Origin of the sequence: Rhizorhabdus sp. (assembly GCF_018006725.1) — a bacterium.
GTDB lineage: Bacteria > Pseudomonadota > Alphaproteobacteria > Sphingomonadales > Sphingomonadaceae > Rhizorhabdus.
Genome location: NZ_JAGMXV010000055.1, coordinates 1 through 23,500, shown reverse-complemented (window position 1 = coordinate 23,500; position 23,500 = coordinate 1). Strand labels below are relative to the sequence as shown.

Below are 23,500 nucleotides of genomic sequence, written 5' to 3'. Positions count from 1 at the left end.
CCCATGGTTCGGCACTGTTCACCCGTGGCGAGACGCAGAGCATTTCGACCTGCACCCTCGGCGTCCTTGGTGCCGAGGGTGCAGGTCGAAATGCTCTGCGTCTCGCCACGGGTGAACAGTGCCGAACCATGGGCGCGCGGCAGGAAATGCGCTTCCGCGACGATCGGGCGGACCGTCTTGGTGTCGCGGCCGTCGATGCGGCGGCCTTCCTTGAGAATCGCCGTACGAACGATCTCGGCTTCCAGCTTCTTGACGAGCTTCATCGCCGCCATCTGGTCCTGCGGGGTCGCGTCGGCGAAGGCTTCCTTCGCCTTGGCGCGCGCTGCGTTCAGCGCGTTCGAGCGCTCGGACTTGTTGGTCAGCTTGTAGGCTGCCTCGATGTCCTTGCCGATCAGCTTCTTAAGCTTGGTCTTGGCGGCCGAGAGATCGGCCTGCGGGGCCATTTCCCAAGGCTCCTTGGCCGACTTCTCGGCCAGCTTGATGATCGCCTTGATGACGTCCTGGCACGCCTTGTGCGCGAACATCACGGCACCCAGCATGACCTCTTCCGAAAGCTCCTTGGCTTCGGACTCGACCATCATGACGGCATCGTGGGTGGCGGCGACGACCAGGTCGAGCTCGCCCTCGGCGACCTGCGTGTCGGTCGGGTTCAGGAGATATTCGCCATCCTTGTAGCCGACGCGGGCAGCGCCGATCGGGCCCATGAAGGGGACGCCCGAGATGGTGAGCGCGGCCGAGGCGGCGATCATCGCGAGGATGTCGGGCTCGTTCTCGCCGTCATAGCTCAGCACCTGAGCGATGACGTTGATCTCGTTGTAGAAGCCTTCCGGGAAGAGCGGGCGGATCGGGCGGTCGATCAGGCGGGAGACCAGCGTCTCCTTCTCGGTCGCGCCACGCTCGCGCTTGAAGAAGCCGCCGGGAATGCGACCCGACGAGAAATACTTCTCCTGATAATGAACGGTCAGAGGGAAGAAGTCCTGCCCTTCCTTGACGCTGCGCGCCGCAGTCACGGCGCAGAGGACGACGGTCTCGCCGAGGGTCGCGAGCACCGCGCCGTCGGCCTGGCGGGCAACGCGGCCCGTTTCCAGCGTGAGGGTCTGGCCGCCCCACTGGATTTCAACTTTCTTCGTATCGAACATGTGGCTTCCTTGTCTCCGAACGCCCTATGCGTCCGGGGCCTATGAGGGCGACCGGAGCCCCGCTCCGCATCACCCGAGAGGCAGGCCGGCTTCGGCCTGCCATGGCGGGATCGTCTGCCCGCCTTCCTGCCCGGAACCGAATTGTTCCTGGCCGGAAAAAGAACGGCCCCGGAAACCGGGGCCGTTCCGAAACTTGCTTACTTGCGCAGGTTCAGCTTGCCGATGAGGGCAGTGTACCGGTCCACGTCCTTCCGCTTGAGATAGTCGAGAAGGCTGCGGCGCTTGTTGACCAGCATCAGCAGACCGCGGCGCGAATGGTTGTCCTTCGCATGGGTCTTGAAATGCTCGGTCAGGTTGGTGATGCGCTCGGTCAGGATCGCGATCTGGACTTCGGGGCTGCCGGTGTCGCCATCGGCACGGGCGTTGTCGGCAATGATCGCGGTCTTGCGCTCGGCGGAAACGGTCATTTTTCTTCCTTCGACATCAGATTGAAACCCCGCACCACGCGAACCTCGCGGTCCTCGACCTCCACCAGCGCAACCGGCATGTCGCCGTCTATCGCAAGATTGAGGCCGGAAGGTGCGGCGATCCCGACCAACTTGCGCCCCTCGCGGAGCGCCCTTGCCTGATCGGGGGTGACGGGAAGAGCCGGGATGTCGTCCAGCCCTGCCGTCAGCGGCAAGAGTATCTGTTCAAGGTGCCGGGCCTTAGCAAGTTCCTCCAGCTTGTCCAGCGGAATCGCCGGGTCGAGGGTGAACGGACCCGCCTTGGTGCGGCGGAGCATGGTGACATGGCCGACCGTTCCCGCCGCCCGTGCGATGTCGCGCGCCAGGCTGCGGACATAGGTGCCCTTGGACACGGCACAGGAGAAGGTCGCCTCGGCAAGGCCGTCCCCCTCTCCGATGGGCGCTGCCGAGACCAGCTCCAGCCGGTGGATCGTCACCGCGCGGGTTTTCATCTCGACGGCTTCGCCTGCGCGGGCACGATCATAGGCACGCTCGCCATCGATCTTGAGGGCGGAATAGACCGGCGGCACCTGGTCGATCGGCCCACGAAAGCGCTCGAGGACCGCCTCGACGTCGGCGCGGGTCGGTCGGACGTCGGACGTCTCCGCCATTACACCTTCGGCATCGAGCGTATCGGTCTGAACTCCGAAGCCGATGGTGAAATCATAGGCCTTGTCGGCGTCGAGCATCCGCCCGGACAATTTGGTCGCCTCACCCAGTGCCACCGGCAATACGCCGGACGCCAGCGGATCGAGCGTACCGCCATGGCCAACCTTGTATTTGCCATAGCCGCCGACGCGCAGCGCGCGCTTCACCGCCGAGACGATCTGGGTCGATCCGGGGCCGACGGGCTTGTCGATGATGATCCAGCCATGCATCGCGCGGCTCTATCCGCGCGGTTACCGACTGTCGAGCGCGGGTGGCCCGAATTCGCGAAGACCCGGATCAGACCTGCAATTCGAGCCCGTCGTAAGAGCAGACGATCTCGAGCGGCTGCCGGTCCTTGCGGCTCAGCGCTTCATATTGGATCGTCTCCTCCAGCAGCGCGTCGATGTCGCGGTCGTTGCTGGTCGGCTCATGGTGAAACAGCGCCAGCTTGCGCGCACCGGCGCCGTGGCAGAGATTGACCGCCATCACGTTCGACGAATGGCCCCAATCCGCCTTCAGCGTGATGCTCTCCGCCAGTGAATACATGGTGTCGCAGACGACCAGATCGGCGTCGCGGAAGAAGCCTTCGAAGGCGCGCTGGTCGTCCAGATCGTCCATGCGATGCTCGGCATCGGTCGAGAAGACGAAGGTCTTGCCACCGCGGTGGAATTTCCAGGCATAGGACACATGGCTGTGATCCTGCGGCATGAGTTCGACGTCGACGCCGTCGACGGTATAGCGCTCGCCCGGGGTGAGCACACGAAACTCGATCTTCGCGCGCAGCCAGTCGAAGGAGACAGGAAAGCTAATCTCCTCCTGCTGCCGGCGCAGCGCCTGCTCGCAATCGGCATGTCCCGAATGGATGACGATATGCGTGTTCGGATCGAAGGCCGGGCCGAAGAAGGGGAAGCCCATGATGTGGTCCCAATGGAGGTGGGACATGAAGAAATTGAACTTGCGCGCGCGGCCTTCCCCGAAGCGGCGGAAGGCATCATTGCCCAGCTCGCGCAACCCGGAGCCCATGTCGAGCACGAAGAAGCTCTCGTCCGCTCCTTCGATTTCGAGGCAGGTGGTTGCACCGCCATAGGTGCGCCCCTCGCCGAAGCTGAGTTCGTCGGTGACGAAACGCCGGGCTGCGGCCTCGTCGGCGAAGGCCCGGCCCTGCGCCCGCATCAGCGCATGGGCGATCTTCGCTTCGATCGCCGCCGCACGCGGTGCGACCGGCAGCGAACCGCGCGTCCCCCAAAAGCGGACCAACATCCCCCCCAACGCTTACTCTCCCCCGTCGTTCGGATCCTCGATGATGTCGAAGATGAGCTGATAGCGGCTGATCTCCAATATCTTCCGCAGGGCTGCCCCCGGCCGCGCGAGAATGATCTTGATGCCACCGGCGACCGCATCCTTGCGCGCGATCGTCAATGCCATGAGCGCGGATGCCGACATGTGGCCTACCGCCGCCAGATCGATGATCAGCGGGACCGAACGCGCCACCGCTTCCGACACGCCATGGCGCAGATTTTCAAGAAACAGGTCGCGGTCGCCATCCTCGATATCGCCCTGCGGGCTGGCGATCAGCCCCTGGCCAACAGCTGCGGCGGTCCACTCCATCGAAGCACTCCCCCGCTCCGTTACGGTTGCGAGCTTAAGGCCGTATCGCTCAGGCTGCAACGCCACTGATCATCCCTTCGCCAACGACGCCTTCACATGCGGCAAGATGCCTCGCACAATCACGCCGACTCCGCGCGCATTCGGGTGAATCGCATCCCCGATGTGCAACGATCGGTCGCCGACCACACCCTGGAGAAAGAACGGATAGAGCCGCACCTTGTGCTTCGCCGCCAGCCGTCGGTAGATCGGATTGAACTTTCCGGCATAATCCGGGCCGAGGTTGGGCGCAGCGACCATGCCGGCGAGCAGCACCGGGATACGCCGCCGACCCAATTCGGCCAGGATCGCGTCGAGATTGGCCTCCGCCTTTGCCGGGTCGAGCCCGCGCAGCATGTCGTTGGCGCCGAGTTCCACGATCACGAGATCCGGCTTTACCTTGGCCGCGGACAGGACCCAGGCGAGGCGCGCCTTACCCTGCGCGGTCGTATCGCCCGACACGCCGGCATTCTGAACGCGCGCCGCGACACCATCCCGCCGCAACGCGGCTTCCAGCTGCGGTGCGAAGCCCTGCCCCGGCGGCAGGCGATAGCCGGCGGTGAGACTGTCGCCAAATGCGACGACGAGCCGGTCTGCGGCCTGTGCGGCCCCCGACAAAAGCAACGCAGCCAGGAACGCGAATAGGGATCGGTACAAACTCATATCTCCGATATTGGCAGATGCCCGGCATTTGTCGATCCACCGGACACGCTTCCTTACGAATCGACTGGTCCTACCGGCGGAAGCGTCAGTTCCGGCCGGCGAGCAGCGGATAGGGATTGATCGCCTTGCCCTGCCACCAGCCTTCGCCAGGGGCCATGGCGTTGACCGCGAAGTGAAGATGCGGCGCGTCCGCGCTGGCGTCACCGGTGGAACCGACCGTCGCGATCCGCTGCCCCTGCTCGACGCGCTGCCCTTCGGCCAGTCCCGGCGCGTAGCTGTCGAGATGGGCATAATAGTCGATCCATTGTCCGCCGGTGCGGCGGACATAGATAGTGCGGCCGCCCAATTTGCTGTCGAACAGCTTTTCCACAGTCCCGGCCGCCGCCGCGATCACCGGCGTTCCGCGCGGCGCCATGATGTCGATCGCGTCGTGCACCCGCCCCTCTCCCCGTGCATCGTCGAACGTGTCGGCCAATTGGGCCGCCGTCACGCCCTCTACCGGAATGAGAAGGCCGGTCGAGGAGCGTTGCGGCGCCGGGGAAGGCGAAGTCTGACGGACGGCGACGGTGGCCGGCTGCTTGGCCGACCGCGCAGTTTCCGGAGGCCCGCTTCGACCCGGCAGATTGAGCATGACGACCCAGCCGACATAGCCGAGGACCAGCATCGCCAGGACGATCGCGAGCTTACGGACCATCGACCGCCTACTCCTGGAAGATCGCCGGCGTGCCCGGCTTCACCATCACCGCAAGCCGCGCGGCATCCCAATTGGTCAGACGAATGCAGCCATGGCTTTCGGTGCGCCCGATATTCTCGGGCTTGGGCGTCCCGTGAATGCCGAAATGCTTCTTGTCGAGATCGATCCAGACGACGCCGACGGGGCCGTTCGGGCCGGGCGGCAGGACGGCCTTCTGATCCTTGCTGTCGGCATCCCAGAACAGCTTCGGATTATAGTGGAACGGTGGATTATAGGCACGTCCCTGGATCTTCCAGCTGCCGACCGGCAGCGGGTCATGCTTGCTGCCCATGGTGGCGGGAAACTGTGCGACGAGCTTGTCGGCCGCGTCGAAGGCGCGCAGCACGCCGTCGGACTTGTCGACCACGACCTTCGCCACTTCGGGCTGGTCCGAACCGACGTTGAGCGTCCACAGCGTCTTGCGCCAGCCAGGATTGATATCTTCCGGGAAGGCCTGCGCTGGAGGTATGACATTGGGCACCCGGATCACCGTGCCCGCGACCAGCTTCGTAGCCGGCGAGTTGAGCGCGATCAGCGTCTGCCGGGTCGTGTGGTAGCGCTCGGCGAGCTTCTCCATCGCGTCCGAATAGCCGAGGCTCTTCATCTTCGCCTGTTGCGACTCCTTAGCCGGGATCGGACCCACGAATGGTCCCTCCAATATCTCGGGGGTCAGCTTGACCTCGATCACGGTCGGCATCTCGCGGAAGGGCTCGAAGCTCTTGACGGTAGCCTCGTCCAGCTTGCCGGTGACGGTCAGCCCCTTGGCCTGTTGCCAGCCACTCAGGGCCTTGGCGAAGCTGCTGCCACTGGCGCCATCGATGACCCCCGGCCCGAAGCCGAGCCGGTCGAGCAGAACCTGCGCGCCCAAAATGCGCTGCTCGGGCTTCGCCGCCTGGGCGGAGAGCGCCGCGGGAGAAGTCAAAGCAGCGGAGAGCAGAAGGACGGAAAATAGACGCACACGGAACTCCTTCGATCGTGACGTCACAAGAACGTGCGGTTTCGCTTTTCTTTCCGCTCCATCACAGCTCGCGATCAGCACGGATGTGATTGTCGCCCGATCGGTGCCGATCCGCTGGACCTCGGGGCCTGGCCATCATCCACTCTGGCCGAAGCCGGGGGCCAGAGAAGCGATCCTCCAGAAAGTCACGGCATCGGCACCCGAGGAGAGACGTGCGATGGCCCAGCTTCAGCCTGTGACGGACAGTCGCGCGCCTGCGCCATCGGCCTATGACTGGTATGTCGTCGCAATCCTCTTCGCGACCTCGGTGCTCGGCTATGTCGATCGGGTGATCCTCAGTTTCCTCGCCGAACCCATCAAGGCCAGCCTGGCGCTCGCCGACTGGCAGGTCGGGGCGGTGACGGGAGCGGCCTTCGCCCTTCTCTACGTTTTCGGCGGGGTCTTCATCGGCAGGCTGCTCGACCGGGGCAGGCGCATCGCCATCCTCTCGCTCTGCATCCTGACCTGGTCGCTTGCGACCGCAGCGAGCGGGATCGCGACGGGATTCATCGCGCTGTTCGTCGCCCGCATGTTCATCGGCGTCGGCGAGGCCGGGCTCAACCCGGCGGCAATCGGCATCATCTCCGCGAGATTCGCGCAGGATCGGCTGCAGAAACCGATCGGACTATTCACCACCGGCCTCTATGTCGGCGGCGGCCTGGCGATGATGGCGGGCGCGCAACTGCTCGCACGCTTTGCCGCAGGCGGCCCCTATCACCTTCCTTTCTTCAGTGAGGCCGAGCCGTGGCGCCTCGTCTTCCTGTTGCTTTCTGTGCCTGGCGTCGGGCTCGCGATCCTGCTTTGGCTGTCGGTGAAGGACGGCGCGCAGTCTGGAGCCGCCAAAAACGCATCCGGCGGCGATGCCCTGGCCTTTGCCCGCGCGAACCGGCGTCCGCTGACGCTGCTCGCGCTCAGCATCGTCGCCTGGTCGATGAACAATTACGGCCTGCTCAACTGGTATCCGGCGATGCTGATGCGATCGCACGGCATGACCCCGGCCCTGGTCGCATCGACCTATGGCCCCGCCTTCCTGTTCGCCGGTGTCGGCGGCTGTCTCGTCGCCCACCCCCTTCACCGCGCGTTGAAGCGACGCGCGGGCGACAAGGCCGCCTATCATCTGTGTTTCGCGGCGATGAGCGTGCTGAGCCTGACGACGATCGTCGGCCCGCTGATGCCGACCGTGACCGGCGCGGTGGTGATGGCGTTCATCAATCTGTTCGTCAGCGCGCTGTCGGTGACCGCCGTTTTCATCCTGCTCGTGACGATCGTCCCGCCGGCGCTGCGCGGGCGATATACCGGGCTCTACATGGCGCTGGTGAACCTGACCGGGGGCGCCTTCGGCTCGGTGCTGGTCGGGCTGCTGACCGACAGGCTGTTCGGCGCCGCGCGCCTCGACCTCGCCTTATCCACCATGGCGCTCGCTTTCGGCTCGCCCGCCGCACTGCTGATGCTCCTCGCAGCGCGGCCGAAGAACAGGATGCTGGCGCCTAGGGCTGCGCCACTGCCAGCTTGAGCTCCTGGATCGAAGGGCGCGGCGTCGGCGCGAGAAGCAGGCTCCCCTCGATGCGGCCATGCTCGCAGGTCCACTGGAAACGTGCGCCCATGGCGGTCTGCGGGTTGGGTGGCGCGCTGGTGTCGCAGGCGCCGACCGACGTTCGCAACCTTGCGAGATCGGCTTTCCAATGCGCCGCGTCGCGATCGAGCAGGAAATTCATCGCCAGCCGATCCCGCGCTGCCAGCACGTCGCCTGCCGCCCAGATCCGAGCCACGGCGTCATAGGCTTCGCGGACCCCCGTGCCGACCGGGACCGCCCGGTCGGCGATCGCCCCGGCGGACTGGAGCGCGAGCGCCGCGCGAAAGGCCGGCACATAAGGGGCGGCATAGGTGCGGTTGGCGAAGGCGAAGATCGCGACGCCCTTGTCGGGCATCAGCATCACGACCGAACCATAGCCCGGATAGCCGCCGGTATGGGTCACGACCCGGCCGAGATCGCAATCGTCGATCACGCGCCAGCCCATCGCATAAGCCACGGCCTGCCGGCAGGGGGCCCCACCGATCGCCACCGCGCGCATGGTGCCCGTCGCGAAGTTCGACCCTTCGACGATCGATCGCACCGTCGCTCGCGAGACCGGTCCCGCATCGGCATCGTCACGGGCCGGCCAGGCCGACAGGAGGAAGGCTATCCACCGGAGATAATCCTCCGCGCTCGTCTCCATGCCGCCCATCGCGCCGAAGGCACCGTCGGCGAGATCGGGCTCGCGCACCCAGCGATCATCCTCCCAGCGATAGCCGATCGCGCGCCGGTCGAGGGGAGACCTGGCTATGTCGTAGGTCGTCGATGTCATGCCGAGCGGGCGCAAAAGCGTGTCGCCGATATAGTCCTGATAGCGTTTGCCCGAGACGTTGGAGACGATCCGCCCGAGCGTGGCATAGCCGAAATTCGAATATTCCATCGCGCTGCCCGGCACGCGCGAAAAGGGCACACCCGCCCGCAGCATCGCCGTAAAATCGGCTTCGGGCAGCGACTGCTGGCGGTCGCCCCAGGGATTGTCGTCGACGAAGCCCGCGCTGTGGTTGAGCAGGTCGCGGACGGTAAGCCGGCGCGCATCGCTGGTCGGATAGGTCCAGCCGCGCAGTTCGGGCACATAGGTTTCGGCGGGGCGATCGAGCAACAACCGGCCTTCATCGCGCAGCTTCAGGATGGCGAGCGCGGTGAACGCCTTGCTCATGGATGCGATGCGGAACAGCGTCTGCCGGTCGACCGGCTTGCGACCGTCGATGGACTGGACGCCCAGCCCGCCGAAATGCACCAGCCGGCCGTCGGCCACCACGCCATAAGCCATGCCCGGGACATGCGCATCGAGCGCCCAGCGGCTGAAGATCGCATCGACCTGCGCGAGCGTCGCCGCGTCGATCGCGGCCGCGCGCGCCGGCGCAACCAGCGCGACGAACGACAGGCACAGCGTGATCAGAAATCGAAGCAAGGCGCATCTCCCCGGTCGCGCCGTCGCACGATCAGCGGATCAGCGCCGGTCCTTGGTAGCCGAGAAGTTCAGCGCCGGAAACTTGCCCTGGATGTAGTTCAATTCCCAGGCGTCCTTGGCCATGAACACGGGCGCCTCGTCGCGGTCGCTGGCCATGGCCGAACGGTGCAGCCCCATGAACTCGTCGAGCGCCTTGGGATCGTCCGACGTGACCCAGCGCGCGGTGTCATAGGGCGAAGGCTCGAAGCTGGCCTCGACCTTATATTCCGCCTGAAGGCGCGAGATGAGAACGTCGAGCTGCAGCTGCCCGACCACGCCGACGACAAGCTGCGAACCGATCTGCGGGTGGAAGACCTGCATGATCCCCTCTTCCGCCATGTCGTTGAGCGCGTTACGCAGCTGCTTGGTCTTGGTCGGGTCGGCGAGCTTCACGCGGCGGAGGATTTCCGGCGCGAAGTTCGGCAGGCCGGTGAAACGGATCGCCTCTCCCTCGGTCAGCGTGTCGCCGACGCGCAGCGTGCCATGGTTGGGGATGCCGATGATGTCGCCGGGAAAGGCCTCCTCGGCCAGCTCGCGGTTCTGCGCGAAGAACAGGATCGGGCTGTGCACCGCAATCACCTTGCCGGTGCCGACCTGGCTCAGCTTCATGCCGCGCCGGAACTTGCCCGAGCAGAGCCGCATGAAGGCCACGCGGTCGCGGTGCTGCGGGTTCATGTTCGCCTGCACCTTGAACACGAAGCCGGCGACATTGGGCTCGCCCGGATCGACGTCGCGCGGCTCGCCCGGCTGGGGGCGCGGGCTGGGCGCGAAGTCCGCGAGAGCATCGATCAGCTGCTCGACCCCGAAATCCTTGAGCGCCGAACCGAAATAGACGGGGGTCAGATCACCGTGGAGATAAGCCTGCTCATCGAACGGGGCATAGCCGGCCTGGGCCAGCTCGGCCTCCTCGCGCAGCAGGGCGACCGCTTCGGCCGACAGAAGGTCGTCCAGCTGCGAATCGCCGAGACCCGAAACCGACACCGAATCGCCTTCGAAGGCGCCGGTGGCGTCGTCGGCCGGGCGGTGCAACCGGTCGCGGGCGAGATCGTAAATGCCCTCGAACGTGCCGCCCATGCCCGCAGGCCAGCTCATCGGCGCAACGTCGAGCGCGAGCGCATCGGCGACTTCGTCGAGCAGCTCGAACGGCGGGCGGCCTTCGCGATCGACCTTGTTGATGAAGGTGATGATCGGGACAGAGCGCAGCCGGCAGACCTCGAACAGCTTGCGCGTCTGCGGCTCGATGCCCTTCGCCGCGTCGATCACCATCACCGCCGAGTCGACGGCGGTCAGCGTGCGATAGGTATCTTCGGAAAAGTCCTCGTGGCCCGGCGTGTCGAGCAGGTTGAAGGTGATGCCGTCGCGCTCGAAGGTCATCACCGACGAGGTGACCGAAATGCCGCGCTGCTGCTCGATCTTCATCCAGTCGGACCGGGCGCGTCGGGTCTGGCCCCGCGCCTTGACCTCGCCGGCCAAGTGGATCGCGCCGCCGAAATAGAGGAGCTTTTCGGTCAGCGTGGTCTTGCCGGCATCGGGATGCGAGATGATCGCGAAGGTGCGGCGGTCGGGGCGGTTCGGCTTGCTCATGATGGCGCGGGCCGATAGCAGCCTTCGGCGACCTACATAAGCCCCAGCGCCGTATCACGCCCTCTTGGCGGGCCGGGCCGGATCGAAAGCTGCCGATGCCAGAACAGGATTACGACGTCATCATCATCGGCGCTGGCGCGGCGGGGATGATGTGCGCGCTGACCGCAGGGCAGCAGGGCAAGCGGGTACTGCTGCTCGACCATCTCGACCGGGCCGGCGCCAAGATCCTGATTTCGGGCGGAGGTCGCTGCAACTTCACCAATATCGAAGCCGACCGGCACGACCGCTTCCTGTCGGCCAACCCGCATTTCGCCCGCTCGGCGCTGTCGCGCTATCGCCCGTCCGACTTCATCGCGATGGTGGATGCCCATGGCATCGCCTGGCACGAAAAGACGCTGGGCCAGCTGTTCTGCGACGGATCCGCCAAGCAGATCGTCGCGATGCTGGAGCAGGAGTGCGCGCGCGGCGGCGTGGAGACGCGGCTGTCGACTCTGGTCCGATCCATTGCCCATGCCCACGGCCGCTTCGCCATCGATACGTCGAATGGCGTTGCCCGGGCGCCTGCACTGGTGATCGCGACGGGTGGGCCCTCGATTCCCAAGATGGGGGCGACCGGCTTCGCCTATGACGTCGCCCGGCAGTTCGGACTCAAGGTCGTCGAGCCGCGCCCCGCGCTCGTGCCGCTGACGCTCGGCGCGGGGGATCGCCTGTTCGAAAGCCTGTCCGGAGTTGCGGTCGACAGCGTCGCCCGGCTGGGCAAGACCGCCTTTCGCGAAGCGTCGCTGTTCACCCATCGCGGGCTGTCGGGCCCCGCCATCCTCCAGATCAGCAGCTATTGGCGACACGGAGACACCATCCGGCTCGACCTTCTGCCCGACTGCGACGCCGCGCAGTTGCTGACCGACGGCAAACGCGCCCGCCCCAAGGCCGAGCCGCGTACGCTGCTGCGGGAGAAACTGCCCGACCGCCTTGCCGATGCGCTCGCCGACCGGCTCAAACTCTCCGGTCCGCTACACGAGCAGCGCGACCAGCAACTGGCCGAGGCTGGCCGCACGCTCAATGGCTGGCCCTTTACCCCCAATGGCTCGGAAGGCTTCACCAAGGCCGAGGTGACGATCGGCGGTGTCTCGACCGACGGCCTCGATCAACGCACGATGGCGGCGAAGAAGGTGCCGGGCCTCCACTTCATCGGCGAGGCGGTCGACGTGACTGGCTGGCTCGGTGGCTATAATTTTCAGTGGGCGTGGGCGAGCGGCCGCGCGGCAGGTCTGGCGGTCTGATCGCGGCCCAGCCGTCCGCCGCTTAGCAGGTCGGCGGCGGCAGGCGACAGCGTCTCGACCGCCTTGGCCAGCCCGACCGCGAAGACCAGCGCCAGCAGCGGCATGATCAGGAACAGGCCCAGCCAGCCGGGCTCACCCATCGGTCCGGTCAGCGCACCCAGCTGCGGCGCGATCAGCCACATGAACAGCAGGTGCGAGCAGAACAGGAAGAAGGCATAGCGTTCGAGGCCGAGCAGTTGCGCACCGATCGGGCGGCGAGCGAGGCCGATGGCAAGTCGCCAGACGAGCAACGCCACCGCCGCGCGCATGATCAGATCGATGCCAGCGAGCAGATGCAGGTCGAGCCCGCCGCGCCCGTCCATCGCGACCGAAAGGCCGATCTTGACCGGCGCGATCAGGAGGAAGGGCAATGCCGCCTGCCAGGGCGCAAGGCGCGCCGCCGCTTCGGCCAAGCCATGGCGGCGCGCCAGCAGGCCGACGATGAAGAAGATCAGGATCGACGGACGGAGCAGCAGATAGAGCTGCCAGCCGCCGATCACCCAGATCACGGTCACGGCCATCGCCAGGAGCAGCCAGCGGCTGGACAGCCTGACGAGCAAGGGCGCCGCAGCCATGCACAGGAACAGGTCGCGCAGGAAGGTCATCTGGACATTGACGTCCGCGCCGCCGGTCAGGCTGATCAGATTGTTGGCGAAGAACAGGAAATCGCCCGACATCGGCCCGATGATCCATCCGGCCCTCGACGCGCTCATTACGACGAGGAGCGCGATCGCGTTCCACAGCAGCATCGGCGCCAAAACGGCCCGCGCCTTGCCTGACAGAAAGGAGCAGGGACCGCGTTTGGCGATCGAGGATGCGACCAGCCAGCCCGATACCATCGTCAGCAGCGGCACCGAGGCCCGACCGAACAACTCGACAACCGACCAGCGCACGATGCCCTGGGTCGTCTCGGCCAGACGCGACATCTGCTCCCCGCCGATGCCGGTCCAGGCGTGGACATAGACGATGCCGAGGATGCAGATGAGGCGCGCAACACCGATCGCCTGGGACAGCGGCGGCGGCGCCCCTCTTTGCATGACCGTGACCGGCCGCGTCATGGATGTTCGCCCTTCACGCCACCAACCAACGCATCGCTCCCTGAACCCTCGCTGCACGCGTCGACGAATCGACGCGCCGGTGAGACGGCGCGTTGTTCAGGCCGCTGCTGCCGCCACTTGCTCACCATCCGCGCCAACTACGGATGTCGCGCAGCGCATCTTCCGTCGTGCTCCAGAAGTTGCACGGCAGCGTCCCTTCGCTTTGCCGTACTTATCCCCGCTGGCCTTGAACGGCCTCTCGGACTATAGGGACCCCGAAGTCCCGCCGCGTACAGCAGGCGCGACCAAGATATATCGGATACATTATGCCTTTTTCGACCCTGCCGCGGCCCGTTGCCGAGGCCATTGAAGAGCGTGGCTACACCGCGCCGACTCCCGTCCAGGCCCAGGTGATCGCCGCCGAAGCCAATGACCGCGACCTTCTCGTCTCCGCCCAGACCGGCTCCGGCAAGACCGTGGCCTATGGCCTCGCCATCGCCGAGACCCTGCTGAAGGGCGAAGCTGCCCTGCCCCGTCCCGGCGAGCCCCTCGCCCTGGTCATCGCGCCGACGCGCGAACTCGCCCTGCAGGTTCAGCGGGAGCTTCAGTGGCTCTATGCCAAGCTCGGCGCACGGGTCATCAGCTGCGTCGGCGGAATGAACGTGCGCGTCGAACAGCGCCAGCTGAGCTATGGCTGCCACATCGTCGTCGGCACCCCCGGCCGACTGCGTGACCATCTCGAACGCGGCGCGCTCCAGCCTGGATCGCTGCGCGCGGTGATCCTCGACGAAGCCGATGAGATGCTCGACCTTGGTTTCCGCGAGGATCTCGAAGAGATTCTCGACATGACGCCGCCCGAGCGGCGCACACTGCTGTTCTCGGCGACGATGCCCAAGCCGATCGCCGTGATGGCGAAGCGGTACCAGCGCGACGCACTGCGGATCGAGACGACCGGCGAGCGCGAGCGCCATGCCGACATCGACTATCGCGCGGTCGCCGTCGCTCCTGGTGACATCGAGCATGCGGTGGTCAACATCCTCCGCTTCCACGAAGCCAAGGGCGCGATGATCTTCTGCGCGACACGCGAAAATGTGCGCCGCCTGTCGGCTGCACTGACCGAGCGCGGTTTCGCGGCGGTTACCCTGTCGGGCGAGCTCAGCCAGAACGAGCGCAACCACGCGCTTCAGGCGCTGCGTGATCGCCGCGCCCGCGTCTGCGTCGCGACCGACGTCGCCGCGCGCGGCATCGACTTGCCCGGCCTCGAACTGGTGATCCACGCCGAGCTGCCGATCGACGCCGAAACGCTGCAGCACCGCTCGGGTCGTACGGGTCGCGCCGGCCGCAAGGGCACCTGCGTGCTCGTCATCCCCTATACCCGCCGCCGCCATGCCGAACGGCTGCTGCGTGGCGCCAATATCCAGGCCAGCTGGGACAAGGTGCCCACCCCCGAGGACATTCATGCGCGCGACGACGAGCGGCTGGTCGAGGGCCTCGCCGCGATCGAGATTTCCGACGAAGACCGCGAGGTGGCCCGCAAGCTGCTCGAATCGCGTTCGGCCGAGGACATCGCCGCCGCCTTCGTCCGTGCCCAGCGGCAGAGCCTGCCGGCGCCCGAGGAACTGGCCGATGCCAGCCCCGCGCCGCAGGCTGCTCGCGAGCAGGGCCCGCGGCCCGGCTTCGAGGATGTCAGCTGGTTCCGCATCAACGCGGGCCGCGACAGCAGCGCCGACCCGCGCTGGCTGCTGCCGCTGATCTGCCGCCGTGGCCACATCACCAAGCGTGACGTCGGCGCGATCCGCATCTTCCCGAACGAGACCCGGTTCGAGATTCCCCGGGCGCTCGTCTCCAAGTTCATGTCGGCGGTCAAGCGCACAGCCGGCGAGGACGAGAGCGTCGTCATCGAGCCGGCGGGCGATGCCCCGCCGCCAGAACGCCGCGGTCCGCCGCGCGACAACCGGCGCCCGGGTGGTCCGCCGCGTCCGCCGCAGGGCCGGGGCGGTCCCCGTCGCGGACCGCCGCGCCGCTGACGCTCGAAAGATCGAATAAAAAAGGGGCGCCGCGCGGCGCCCCTTTTCCTATCTGCCGTCGCGCAGCGCCGATCAGAAGGCCTCTTCGGGAAGCTCCATCGTCGATCGCTTGCCGGCCTTGATCGCGGTCAGCAGCCCGGCGACCTGCGGCAGGATGCGCTCGTAAAAGAAGCGGACGGTCGTGACCTTGTTGGCATAGAAGCCATCCGGATCCTGCCCCATCATCTTCTTCATGCCCGCGACCTTGGCCGAGCGCGCGAACAGATAGGCGATGGCGACCAGACCGAGCAGGCGCAGATAATCGGTCGCGGCGGCACCGGCTTCCTCGGGATCGGCCATCCCCTTCTGGGCAATCGTCGCCGTCGCGAGCTGCAGCGCCCCGAAGGACTTCTCCAGAGCGTCGACCATCTTCTCCATCCCCGGCACCGCCTTGTTCTTCTCGATGAACTCGGACACCGGATGGAAGAAGGAGCGCAGATAGCGTCCGGCATGGGTCGGCATCTTGCGGCCAACGAGGTCGAGCGCCTGGATGCCGTTGGTGCCTTCGTAGATCATCGTGATGCGGGCATCGCGCGCATATTGTTCGACGCCGTGCTCGCGGATGTAGCCATGGCCGCCATAGACCTGGATCGCGATCTGCGCGGCCTCATGGCCGAGATCGGTGAGCAGCGCCTTGACCACCGGGGTCATCAGCGCGGTCATGTCCTCGGCGCGCTGGCGCAGTTCGGGATCGGGCGAATGGCGCTCGGCATCGAGCGCGCGCGCGACCCACATCTGCAGCGCGCGGCACCCTTCGGTGTAGGCGCGCATCGTCATCAGCATGCGCCGCACGTCGGGGTGGACGATGATCGGATCGGCCGACAGGTCGGGCCGCTTGGTACCCGACAGCGAACGTCCCTGGACGCGGTCCTTCGCATAGGCAACCGCGCTCTGATAGGCGGCGGTGCCGACACCCAGGCCCTGCGTGCCGACCGATACCCGCTCGGTGTTCATCATCGTGAACATGGCGGCGAGGCCCTTATGCGGTTCGCCGACCAGCCAGCCCTTCGCATCGTCAAAGCTCATCTGGCAGGTGGCCGAGGCCTTCAGCCCCATCTTGTGCTCGATGCCCGTGCACTGGACACCGTTGCGCGGACCGACCGTGCCGTCGTCCTTCGGCAGGAACTTCGGCACCAGGAACAGGCTGATTCCCTTTACGCCCTTGGGCGCGTCGGGCAGGCGCGCGAGGACGAGGTGGATCACATTTTCGGTCAGGTCGTGGTCACCGGCGGAAATGAAGATCTTGTTGCCCGTGATCAGGTAGCTGCCGTCGTCCTGCGGCACCGCCTTGGTGCGCAGCATACCGAGGTCGGTGCCGCAATGCGGCTCGGTCAGGCACATCGTGCCGGACCACACGCCAGCGACCATGTTCGGCAGATAGCGCTGCTGCAGATCCTCCGACGCATGGCCGATGATCGCCGAGGCCGCGCCATGGGTGAGGCCGGGGTAGAGTCCGAAGGAGATGTTGGCCGAGCTGATCATCTCCTCGACCGCCTTGTTGACGGTCTCGGGGAGACCCTGGCCGCCCCATTTCGGGTCGGAGGCGAGCGCGCACCAGCCGCCGTCGCGGAACTGGTCATAGGCTTCCTTGAAGCCCTTGGGCGTCCGCACGACCCCATTTTCCCAGAGGCAGCCTTCCTCGTCGCCACTGGCGTTCAGCGGCAGCAGCACGTCCTTCGCCAGACGCGCCGCTTCTTCCAGCACCGCGTCGACGAGATCGGGTGTGAACTCCGCATGAGCCGGCAGGGCGCCATATTCGTCCTTGGCGAACAACTCGTGGATCAGGAAGCGCATGTCGCGCAGCGGGGCCTCATAGACTTGCATCGTCTTGCTCCTCAATTCCTACAATTCCTCCCCGGCTCGGGGAGGGGGACCATGCGCCGCATGGTCGAGGGGAAATCCCAATGTCGCGCATGCCCCTCCACCGTCTTCGGCGGTTCCCCTCCCCGTTCCGGGGAGGAATGAGGGAGACGCGCATCCTTATCAGTTCCGGAGCGGCTTGCCGGTTTCGAGCATCGATTCGACCCGTGCCATGGTGCGCGGGTCGCGCACCCGCTTCATGAACGCGTCCTTCTCGAGCGCCAGCATCTGCTCTTCGGTCACCACGTCGACGAGATCCGCCTCGCCGCCGGTCAGCACCGTCGCCAGGGCGTCGGACACGACCATATCATAGTCGGTCGCCATGCCGCGCTTGTGGAAGCCCTCGGCGGCCATACCGAGCGCGACGCGCCCGCTGGGGCCGGGCAGGCGGAACTCGGGCGGCTTGGGCGGCTGATAGCCGTCGACCATCGCCAGCGCGCGCGCCTTGGCGTCAGCGAGGAGGCGATCGCGATTCATCGTGATGCCGTCGTCCTTGCGCAGGAACTGAAGCTCTTTCGCCTCGGCCGCCGACTTGGCCACCGTCGCGGTCGAGATCGTCTCGAAGGCCTTGGCGACCGCCGGCATCGGTCCCTTGGGCAGCAGACCCGAGCGCTGCCAGCGGTCGATATATTCGCCGCAGCCGCCCCAGCCGGGGACGAGGCCGACGCCGCATTCGACGAGGCCGATATAGCTTTCGGCATGCGCCTGGATCGCGTCCGAATGAAGCAGGATTTCACAGCCGCCCCCGAGCGCGAGGCCGGCCGGGGCAGACACCACCGGGAAGGGCGCATATTTAAGCGCCTTGTAGGCCTGCTGCCCGCCGCTCACGAGCTTCTCGATCTCGCCCCAGGCGGCGATGTTCACCGCGAAGAGCGCGAGGCCGAGGTTGGCGCCGGCGGAGAAATTGCTGCCCTCATTATAGACTACAAGCGCCTTCATGCTCTTCGCCACATGCTCGACCGCCTGGCCGAGCAGCTTGAGCGTCTCGCCGTCGAGCGCGTTCATCTTCGAGGTGAATTCGAAACAGGCGACGCCGTCGCCGATATCCCACACTGCCGCCGAACCGTTCTTGAGGATCGGCTTGGCCGCGAGCTTGACGTCATCAAGCAGCAGCACGCCATCGGGCCGGACGACGTCATGATAGGCCCCGTCGGTACCGAGATACTGGCGCTTGCCGCCCTCGACCCGATAGAAGCTGCGATCGCCGACGGTGGCGAGAATGGCCGGAACCGGCTTGCCTTCATCGGCGAGGCGCTTGGCGAAGCCCGCTGCGCCGAGCTGGTCGATAAGCTCGAACGGCCCGAACTTCCAGTTATAGCCGAGCTTCATCGCGTCATCGATCGCGACGATGTCGTCGGCGATTTCGCTTACGAGGCTCGCGGCATAGCCCAGCACCTGGCTTAGCACGGTCCATGCGAAAGCACCGGTCTTGCCCGGCAGCGCCACGAGCTGGGGCAGCTTGGCGCGGGGGACCTCGGCCTTGATCGCCGGACGATAGTCGCCGGTCGCGAGATCGATCGCTTCCTTGCGCTTCCCGGCCTCGCGGTTGAGGCGATAGAAACCGCCCTTGCCCTTGCGGCCGGTATAGCCCTCGGCGATCATCTTCTCGACCAGCGTCAGTGGCCGGACGGTTGCCAGATAGGGATCGCCCTCGGGCAGCGTCGAGGTGAAGCTCTTGAGCAGCAGCGGCATCAAGTCGATGCCGACGAGATCGAGCAGGCCGAAAATGCCGGTCTTCGGCACGCCCATCGGGCGGCCGCCGATCGCATCGGCTTCCTCGATCGTCAGACCGAGATCGACGGTCGCATTATAGGCGACCTGCAGCCAGTAGCTGCCGATCCGGTTGGCGATGAAGCCGGGACGGTCGTGCGCGGGCACGACACGCTTGCCGAGCGCGCGGTCGATGAAGTCACTGACCCGCGCCGCCGTCGCATCCTGCGTGCGCGGCCCGGTGACGACCTCGACCAGCCGCATGTAGCGCGGCGGGTTGAAGAAATGGGTGATCAGGAAATCCGCAGCAAAGGCGTCCGACCGCCCCTCGATCAGCTTTTCCAGCGGAATGGTCGAGGTGTTGGACGACACCGCCGTGCCGGGCTTCCGCACGTCCTCGAGCTTCGCATAGAGCGCCTGCTTGAGGTCGAGCCGCTCGATGATCGCTTCGATCACCCAGTCGCATTCGCCGACCCTGGCGAGATCGTCCTCGATATTGCCGGTCTCGACCAGCCTCGCCGCCGCCTTCGACATGAAGGGGGCGGGATCGGTCTTGAGCATGCGCGCGACCGCACCCTCGGCAACGGCGTTCCGGTTGCCCCCGTCCTTCGGCAGGATATCGAGAAGCAGCACGGGCACGCCCGCATTGGCGACCTGGGCCGCGATGCCGGCGCCCATCGTGCCGGCGCCGATCACGCAGACCTTGCGGATCGGATCCTTGCTGTCCGCGCCCATGGTCAGATCGCTTCCAGCACGGTGGCGATACCCTGGCCGCCGCCGATGCACTGGGTCGCGAGCGCATATTTGCCGCCCTCGCGCTTGAGCAGCGCCGCGGCCTTGCCGACGATCCGCGCGCCGGTCGCGCCGAGCGGGTGGCCGAGCGCGATCGCACCGCCATCGATGTTGACTGTCTCGGGCTTGACCCCCAGTTCGTTGCTGCAGGCGAGCGCCTGGCTGGCAAAGGCCTCGTTGAGTTCCACCACGTCCATGTCGGCGGCGGTCAGCGCCGCGCGTTCGAGCGCCTTGCGCGAGGCAGAGACGGGGCCGATGCCCATGATCTCGGGCTCGCAGCCCGACACGGCGACACTCTTGATGCGGGCGAGGATGGTGAGTCCGTTCGCGCGGGCATAGTCCTCGCTGGTAACGAGCACGGCGGACGCACCGTCGGTCAGCGGCGAGGAGGTGCCGGCGGTGACCGAGCCATTGGCATCGAACGCCGGCTTCAGGCCTGCAAGCGCCTCGGCGGTCGTTTCCGGACGGATGGTGCCGTCGGTATCGACGACGCCCTTCTTCGTCTTGATCGGGACGATCTCATCCTTCAGGCGACCCGCCTCGCGGGCAGCGGCGGCCTTTTTCTGGCTCTCGACGGCGAAAGCCTCCTGCGCCTCGCGGGAGACCTGATACTGGGTCGCGACATTCTCTGCGGTTTCGCCCATTGAGATATAGGCGCCGGGCCGCTTCTTCGCGAGTTCGGGGCTGGGCATCGGGTTATAGCCCATCATCGGCACACGGCTCATGCTCTCGACGCCCGCGCAGACGAAGACGTCGCCCGCGCCGATCGCGATCTGGCCTGCGGCAATGTGGATCGAGCTCATCGACGAGCCGCAGAAGCGGTTGACCGTCATTCCGCCGACCTTGAGCGGGAGATCCGCCAGCAGACCGATCAACCGCGCGACATTGAGGCCCTGCTCCGCTTCGGGGAAGGCGCAGCCGAGCACGATGTCCTCGATGTCCTCGGGCTTCACACCGGTCTTCGCGATGAGGCCGCGAATCACCTGGGCGGCGAGATCGTCGGGGCGGACGCGGGCAAGATCGCCCTTGTTGGCAAGGTGGAAAGGCGAGCGCGCATAGCCCGCGATGACGGCAATCGGCATGGAACCATCTCCCTAGGCGCGGCATTTTTACAACAGCCGCGGACGATTTCTCTTAAAGGTATGAAGTCTCCCCTATACGTCAATCCTTTTTTGTGCAATCCATGCTGCACCATAGGGAACGACCTGATCGCAGCATCAGGCGTCAAGAGGATGACGAAAGCGCATGAGCATCACCTTAATGGCATTGGCGGCTGCGGCTGTCGGAAATCCCGACGTCGTGGTCGGCCGCTGGCGGACCGAGACGCGCGGCGGCATCATCGAGATCGCCCGCTGCGGGCCCTCGATCTGCGGCAAGATCGTCACGTCTGACGGTCTGGCGACCAATCCGAATCTGATGGACGTCAACAACAAGGATCCCAAGCTCCGCAATCGCCCGATCAAGGGGATGCAGATGCTGGGCGGCTTTTCCTACAAGGACGGGCTGTGGGACGGCGGCACCATTTATAATGGCGAGGACGGCAAGACCTATTCCGCCCGCATCACCCCCATCGACGCCAACACCCTGAAGCTCCGGGGCTGCATCTTCGTGCCGCTCTGCAAAAACCAGACCTGGACCCGCGTGCGCTGATCCGCGCGCCTGTATCGTTTAGAGAGGAACCTTCCATGTCCCACAACAGCATCCGCCGCGCAGCATTGGCAGGCGCTTCCACCGCCGCCGCGCTGTTTGCAGCGGGTACGGCCAATGCCTCGGCCTTCTATCTTCAGGAACAGTCGGTGGTCGCCGCCGGTCGCGCCTTTTCGGGCGAAGCCGCCGACCAGGGGGCACAGAATCTCTGGTGGAATCCAGCCGCGATCGCCGGCAACGAAAAGAACACGCTCTATGGCGGCTTCAGCGCCATCCTTCCCAAGGGCAAGGTCCGCAACAACAGCTCGGTGATCATCCGTCCGGGTCAGGCCCCGGCCGGCATCCCCGGCAACCAGGTGTCCGTCGACCCGCTCAACAAGGGTTTCCTGCCCTCGGGTGCCGTCGGCTACAAGCTTAACGACAAATGGTCGGTGGGCGTATCGCTCGCGGCCCCCTACAGCTTCGCGACCAATTACGAGAATACGAGCTGGGCGCGCTACACCGCCGACAAGACCAAGCTGACGACGATCGATATCCAGCCGACGATCGCCTATGCGCCCTCGCCGATCATCGGCATCGGCATCGGCCTGAACGTCGAATACAGCAAGGCCTCGCTGTCGAACTTCCTGCCGAACCTGTCCCCGGCGCTGCCCGACGGGCACCAGACGCTGCGCGGCGACGGCTGGGATCTCGGATGGTCGGCCGGCGTCCAGCTGCACCCGAGCCCGCTGATCGACCTCGGCTTCTCGTACAAATCCTCGGTCAAGCATAAGCTGAAAGGCAGCATCACCACCGCCGGCCTGCTCGGCCCGCTTGCCGGGCAGAATGGCCGCATCGAAGGCATCACCGCCACCTTCCGTACGCCCTGGCAGGCGATCGCCAGCGCGCGCATCCATGTCAGCGACGCTCTGACGCTGAACGGCCAGGTCGTCCGCGCGGGCTGGAACAAGTTCGACGCGATCGACCTCGGCGCGCCGGTCAACGCCGCACTCGACCAGAACTACAAGAACAGCTGGAGCGTCGCAGGCGGCATCGATTATGTCGTGACGCCGCAGTGGACGATGCGCGGCGGCGTACAATGGGACCAGACCCCGACGCGCAACGGTTCGCGCGACGCCCGCGTGCCTGATGCGAGCCGCATCAACTTCGCGCTGGGCACCTCCTACGCGATCACCGACTCGATCACGCTCGACGCGGCGGCCAACTATGTCGACTTCAAGAACTCGTCGATCGATCGGCTCGGCGGCTTCTATGTCGGCACCCCCGCACAGACGATCATCCGCCCCAATGGCAGCCTGACCGGCGCGAAGGCGATCATCCTCGCCGTCGGCGGACGCATGGCCTTCTGATCAGGAGATATTTCGAGATGACTTCCCGCGACACCGTGACTGACCCACTTTCCTCCGGTCGCGGTGCCGCACTTCCGGACGGCGGAGGCGTGCCAGCGTCTCCGCCGATTCCGCCCAGGCTGCTGACCGAGTTGATCGACGGTGCCGTGCGCGATCATGGCGCGCGCCGGGCGATCGACTTTCTCGGGCGGCACTGGACCTATGCCGAGATCGGCGCGCTCGTCGACCGTGCCGCCGCTGGCCTTCAGGCGATGGGCGTTGGGCCGAACATACGCTTCGGCCTGTGCCTGCCCAACACACCCTATTTCGTTATCCTTTATTTCGCGGCGCTCCGCTGCGGCGCGACGGTCGTCAACTTCAACCCGCTCTATGTCGAGCATGAGCTGCGCCACCAGATTCGCGACTCCGGAACGACCGTCATGGCAGTCATCGACGTGGCATCGATCCACGCCAAGGTAGCCGCCGTCGCCCAGGAGAGCGGCCTCGAAAAGATCATCGTCTGCCCGCTGGCGGACATATTGCCGCCCTTCACCTCGCTGCTCTACCGCCTTTTCAAGCGGTCGGAGATTGCGCGTTGGCCGGCCGATGCGCGACACATGGCGTTCCGCGACCTGACGGCGGCCGATCCCGCCGCGTTCAAGCCCGTCGCAATCGATCCCGACGACGTCGCCGTGCTGCAATATACCGGCGGCACCACCGGCGTGCCCAAGGGCGCGATGCTGACCCACGCGAACCTCACCGCGAACAGCCGGCAGATGACGCTGCATGTCGGCCATGGCGCGG

The 23,500-nt window shown here is 66.1% G+C and carries 19 protein-coding genes and 1 pseudogene; 6 read left to right on the top strand and 14 right to left on the bottom strand.

The annotated features are described in order from the left end of the window. The 8 genes and pseudogenes from KAY22_RS10110 to KAY22_RS10075 form a co-directional block, all read right to left on the bottom strand. A pseudogene (locus tag KAY22_RS10110) lies at window positions 1–1,139 on the bottom strand (polyribonucleotide nucleotidyltransferase); the annotation flags it as partial. 197 nt (window positions 1,140–1,336) lie between these two features. Beyond that, the gene (gene rpsO / locus KAY22_RS10105) at window positions 1,337–1,606 is read right to left on the bottom strand and encodes a 30S ribosomal protein S15 (protein ID WP_296622883.1); all 270 of its coding nucleotides are present in this window, start codon (window positions 1,604–1,606) and stop codon (window positions 1,337–1,339) included. After that, a complete protein-coding gene (gene truB / locus KAY22_RS10100; protein ID WP_296622881.1) occupies window positions 1,603–2,523 on the bottom strand; it encodes a tRNA pseudouridine(55) synthase TruB in 921 nt (306 codons plus the stop codon). Before truB ends, rpsO begins: the two co-directional genes overlap by 4 nt. Window positions 2,524–2,590: 67 nt before the next feature. Next, window positions 2,591–3,553 carry an MBL fold metallo-hydrolase gene (locus KAY22_RS10095; RefSeq protein WP_296622879.1) on the bottom strand — a complete coding sequence of 321 codons (963 nt, stop codon included), beginning with the start codon at window positions 3,551–3,553 and terminating at the stop codon, window positions 2,591–2,593. 12 nt (window positions 3,554–3,565) lie between these two features. Further along, a complete protein-coding gene (locus tag KAY22_RS10090) occupies window positions 3,566–3,901 on the bottom strand; it encodes an STAS domain-containing protein (protein WP_296622877.1) in 336 nt (111 codons plus the stop codon). A 69-nt stretch (window positions 3,902–3,970) separates the two neighbouring features. Beyond that, complete coding sequence (locus KAY22_RS10085; protein WP_296622874.1) at window positions 3,971–4,600, bottom strand: arylesterase; 630 nt, start codon at window positions 4,598–4,600, stop codon at window positions 3,971–3,973. 85 nt (window positions 4,601–4,685) lie between these two features. After that, on the bottom strand, window positions 4,686–5,294 hold the full coding sequence (locus KAY22_RS10080; protein ID WP_296622872.1) for a M23 family metallopeptidase: 609 nt from the start codon (window positions 5,292–5,294) through the stop codon (window positions 4,686–4,688). A 7-nt stretch (window positions 5,295–5,301) separates the two neighbouring features. Next, a complete protein-coding gene (locus KAY22_RS10075; RefSeq protein ID WP_296622870.1) occupies window positions 5,302–6,291 on the bottom strand; it encodes a L,D-transpeptidase family protein in 990 nt (329 codons plus the stop codon). Between the two features lie 217 nt (window positions 6,292–6,508). Between KAY22_RS10075 and KAY22_RS10070 the strand changes: the two genes are divergently transcribed. Next, the gene (locus tag KAY22_RS10070) at window positions 6,509–7,843 is read left to right on the top strand and encodes an MFS transporter (protein ID WP_296622868.1); all 1,335 of its coding nucleotides are present in this window, start codon (window positions 6,509–6,511) and stop codon (window positions 7,841–7,843) included. On the opposite strand, the gene KAY22_RS10065 is transcribed toward KAY22_RS10070, so the two are convergent. Beyond that, window positions 7,818–9,314 (bottom strand): serine hydrolase domain-containing protein, encoded by a 1,497-nt coding sequence (locus KAY22_RS10065; RefSeq protein WP_296622866.1) that lies wholly within the window; start codon window positions 9,312–9,314, stop codon window positions 7,818–7,820. The genes KAY22_RS10070 and KAY22_RS10065 overlap by 26 nt on opposite strands. A gap of 39 nt (window positions 9,315–9,353) precedes the next feature. Next, on the bottom strand, window positions 9,354–10,937 hold the full coding sequence (locus tag KAY22_RS10060) for a peptide chain release factor 3 (protein WP_296622864.1): 1,584 nt from the start codon (window positions 10,935–10,937) through the stop codon (window positions 9,354–9,356). Between the two features lie 95 nt (window positions 10,938–11,032). On the opposite strand from KAY22_RS10060, the gene KAY22_RS10055 reads away from it, so the two are divergent. Beyond that, window positions 11,033–12,217 carry an NAD(P)/FAD-dependent oxidoreductase gene (locus KAY22_RS10055; RefSeq protein ID WP_296622861.1) on the top strand — a complete coding sequence of 395 codons (1,185 nt, stop codon included), beginning with the start codon at window positions 11,033–11,035 and terminating at the stop codon, window positions 12,215–12,217. Here the strand turns inward: KAY22_RS10055 and KAY22_RS10050 are convergent. Further along, window positions 12,172–13,314 carry an acyltransferase gene (locus KAY22_RS10050; protein WP_296622859.1) on the bottom strand — a complete coding sequence of 381 codons (1,143 nt, stop codon included), beginning with the start codon at window positions 13,312–13,314 and terminating at the stop codon, window positions 12,172–12,174. The genes KAY22_RS10055 and KAY22_RS10050 overlap by 46 nt on opposite strands. Before the next feature lie 305 nt (window positions 13,315–13,619). Between KAY22_RS10050 and KAY22_RS10045 the strand changes: the two genes are divergently transcribed. Next, entirely contained in the window at window positions 13,620–15,320 is a 1,701-nt protein-coding gene (locus KAY22_RS10045) for a DEAD/DEAH box helicase (protein WP_296622856.1), read from the top strand. Window positions 15,321–15,392: 72 nt separating this feature from the next. On the opposite strand, the gene KAY22_RS10040 is transcribed toward KAY22_RS10045, so the two are convergent. The 3 genes from KAY22_RS10040 to KAY22_RS10030 form a co-directional block, all read right to left on the bottom strand. Further along, window positions 15,393–17,183 (bottom strand): acyl-CoA dehydrogenase C-terminal domain-containing protein, encoded by a 1,791-nt coding sequence (locus tag KAY22_RS10040; protein WP_296622853.1) that lies wholly within the window; start codon window positions 17,181–17,183, stop codon window positions 15,393–15,395. Between the two features lie 159 nt (window positions 17,184–17,342). Continuing rightward, window positions 17,343–19,664 (bottom strand): 3-hydroxyacyl-CoA dehydrogenase/enoyl-CoA hydratase family protein, encoded by a 2,322-nt coding sequence (locus tag KAY22_RS10035; protein WP_296622851.1) that lies wholly within the window; start codon window positions 19,662–19,664, stop codon window positions 17,343–17,345. Window positions 19,665–19,666: 2 nt separating this feature from the next. Beyond that, a complete protein-coding gene (locus KAY22_RS10030; RefSeq protein WP_296622848.1) occupies window positions 19,667–20,803 on the bottom strand; it encodes a thiolase family protein in 1,137 nt (378 codons plus the stop codon). A gap of 163 nt (window positions 20,804–20,966) precedes the next feature. Between KAY22_RS10030 and KAY22_RS10025 the strand changes: the two genes are divergently transcribed. The 3 genes from KAY22_RS10025 to KAY22_RS10015 form a co-directional block, all read left to right on the top strand. Then, complete coding sequence (locus KAY22_RS10025) at window positions 20,967–21,371, top strand: DUF2147 domain-containing protein (protein WP_296622846.1); 405 nt, start codon at window positions 20,967–20,969, stop codon at window positions 21,369–21,371. A gap of 35 nt (window positions 21,372–21,406) precedes the next feature. Then, complete coding sequence (locus tag KAY22_RS10020; protein WP_296622844.1) at window positions 21,407–22,717, top strand: outer membrane protein transport protein; 1,311 nt, start codon at window positions 21,407–21,409, stop codon at window positions 22,715–22,717. 17 nt (window positions 22,718–22,734) lie between these two features. Further along, window positions 22,735–23,500, top strand: a 766-nt coding sequence (locus KAY22_RS10015) for an AMP-binding protein (RefSeq protein WP_296622842.1), incomplete at its 3' end; no start/stop codon positions are given.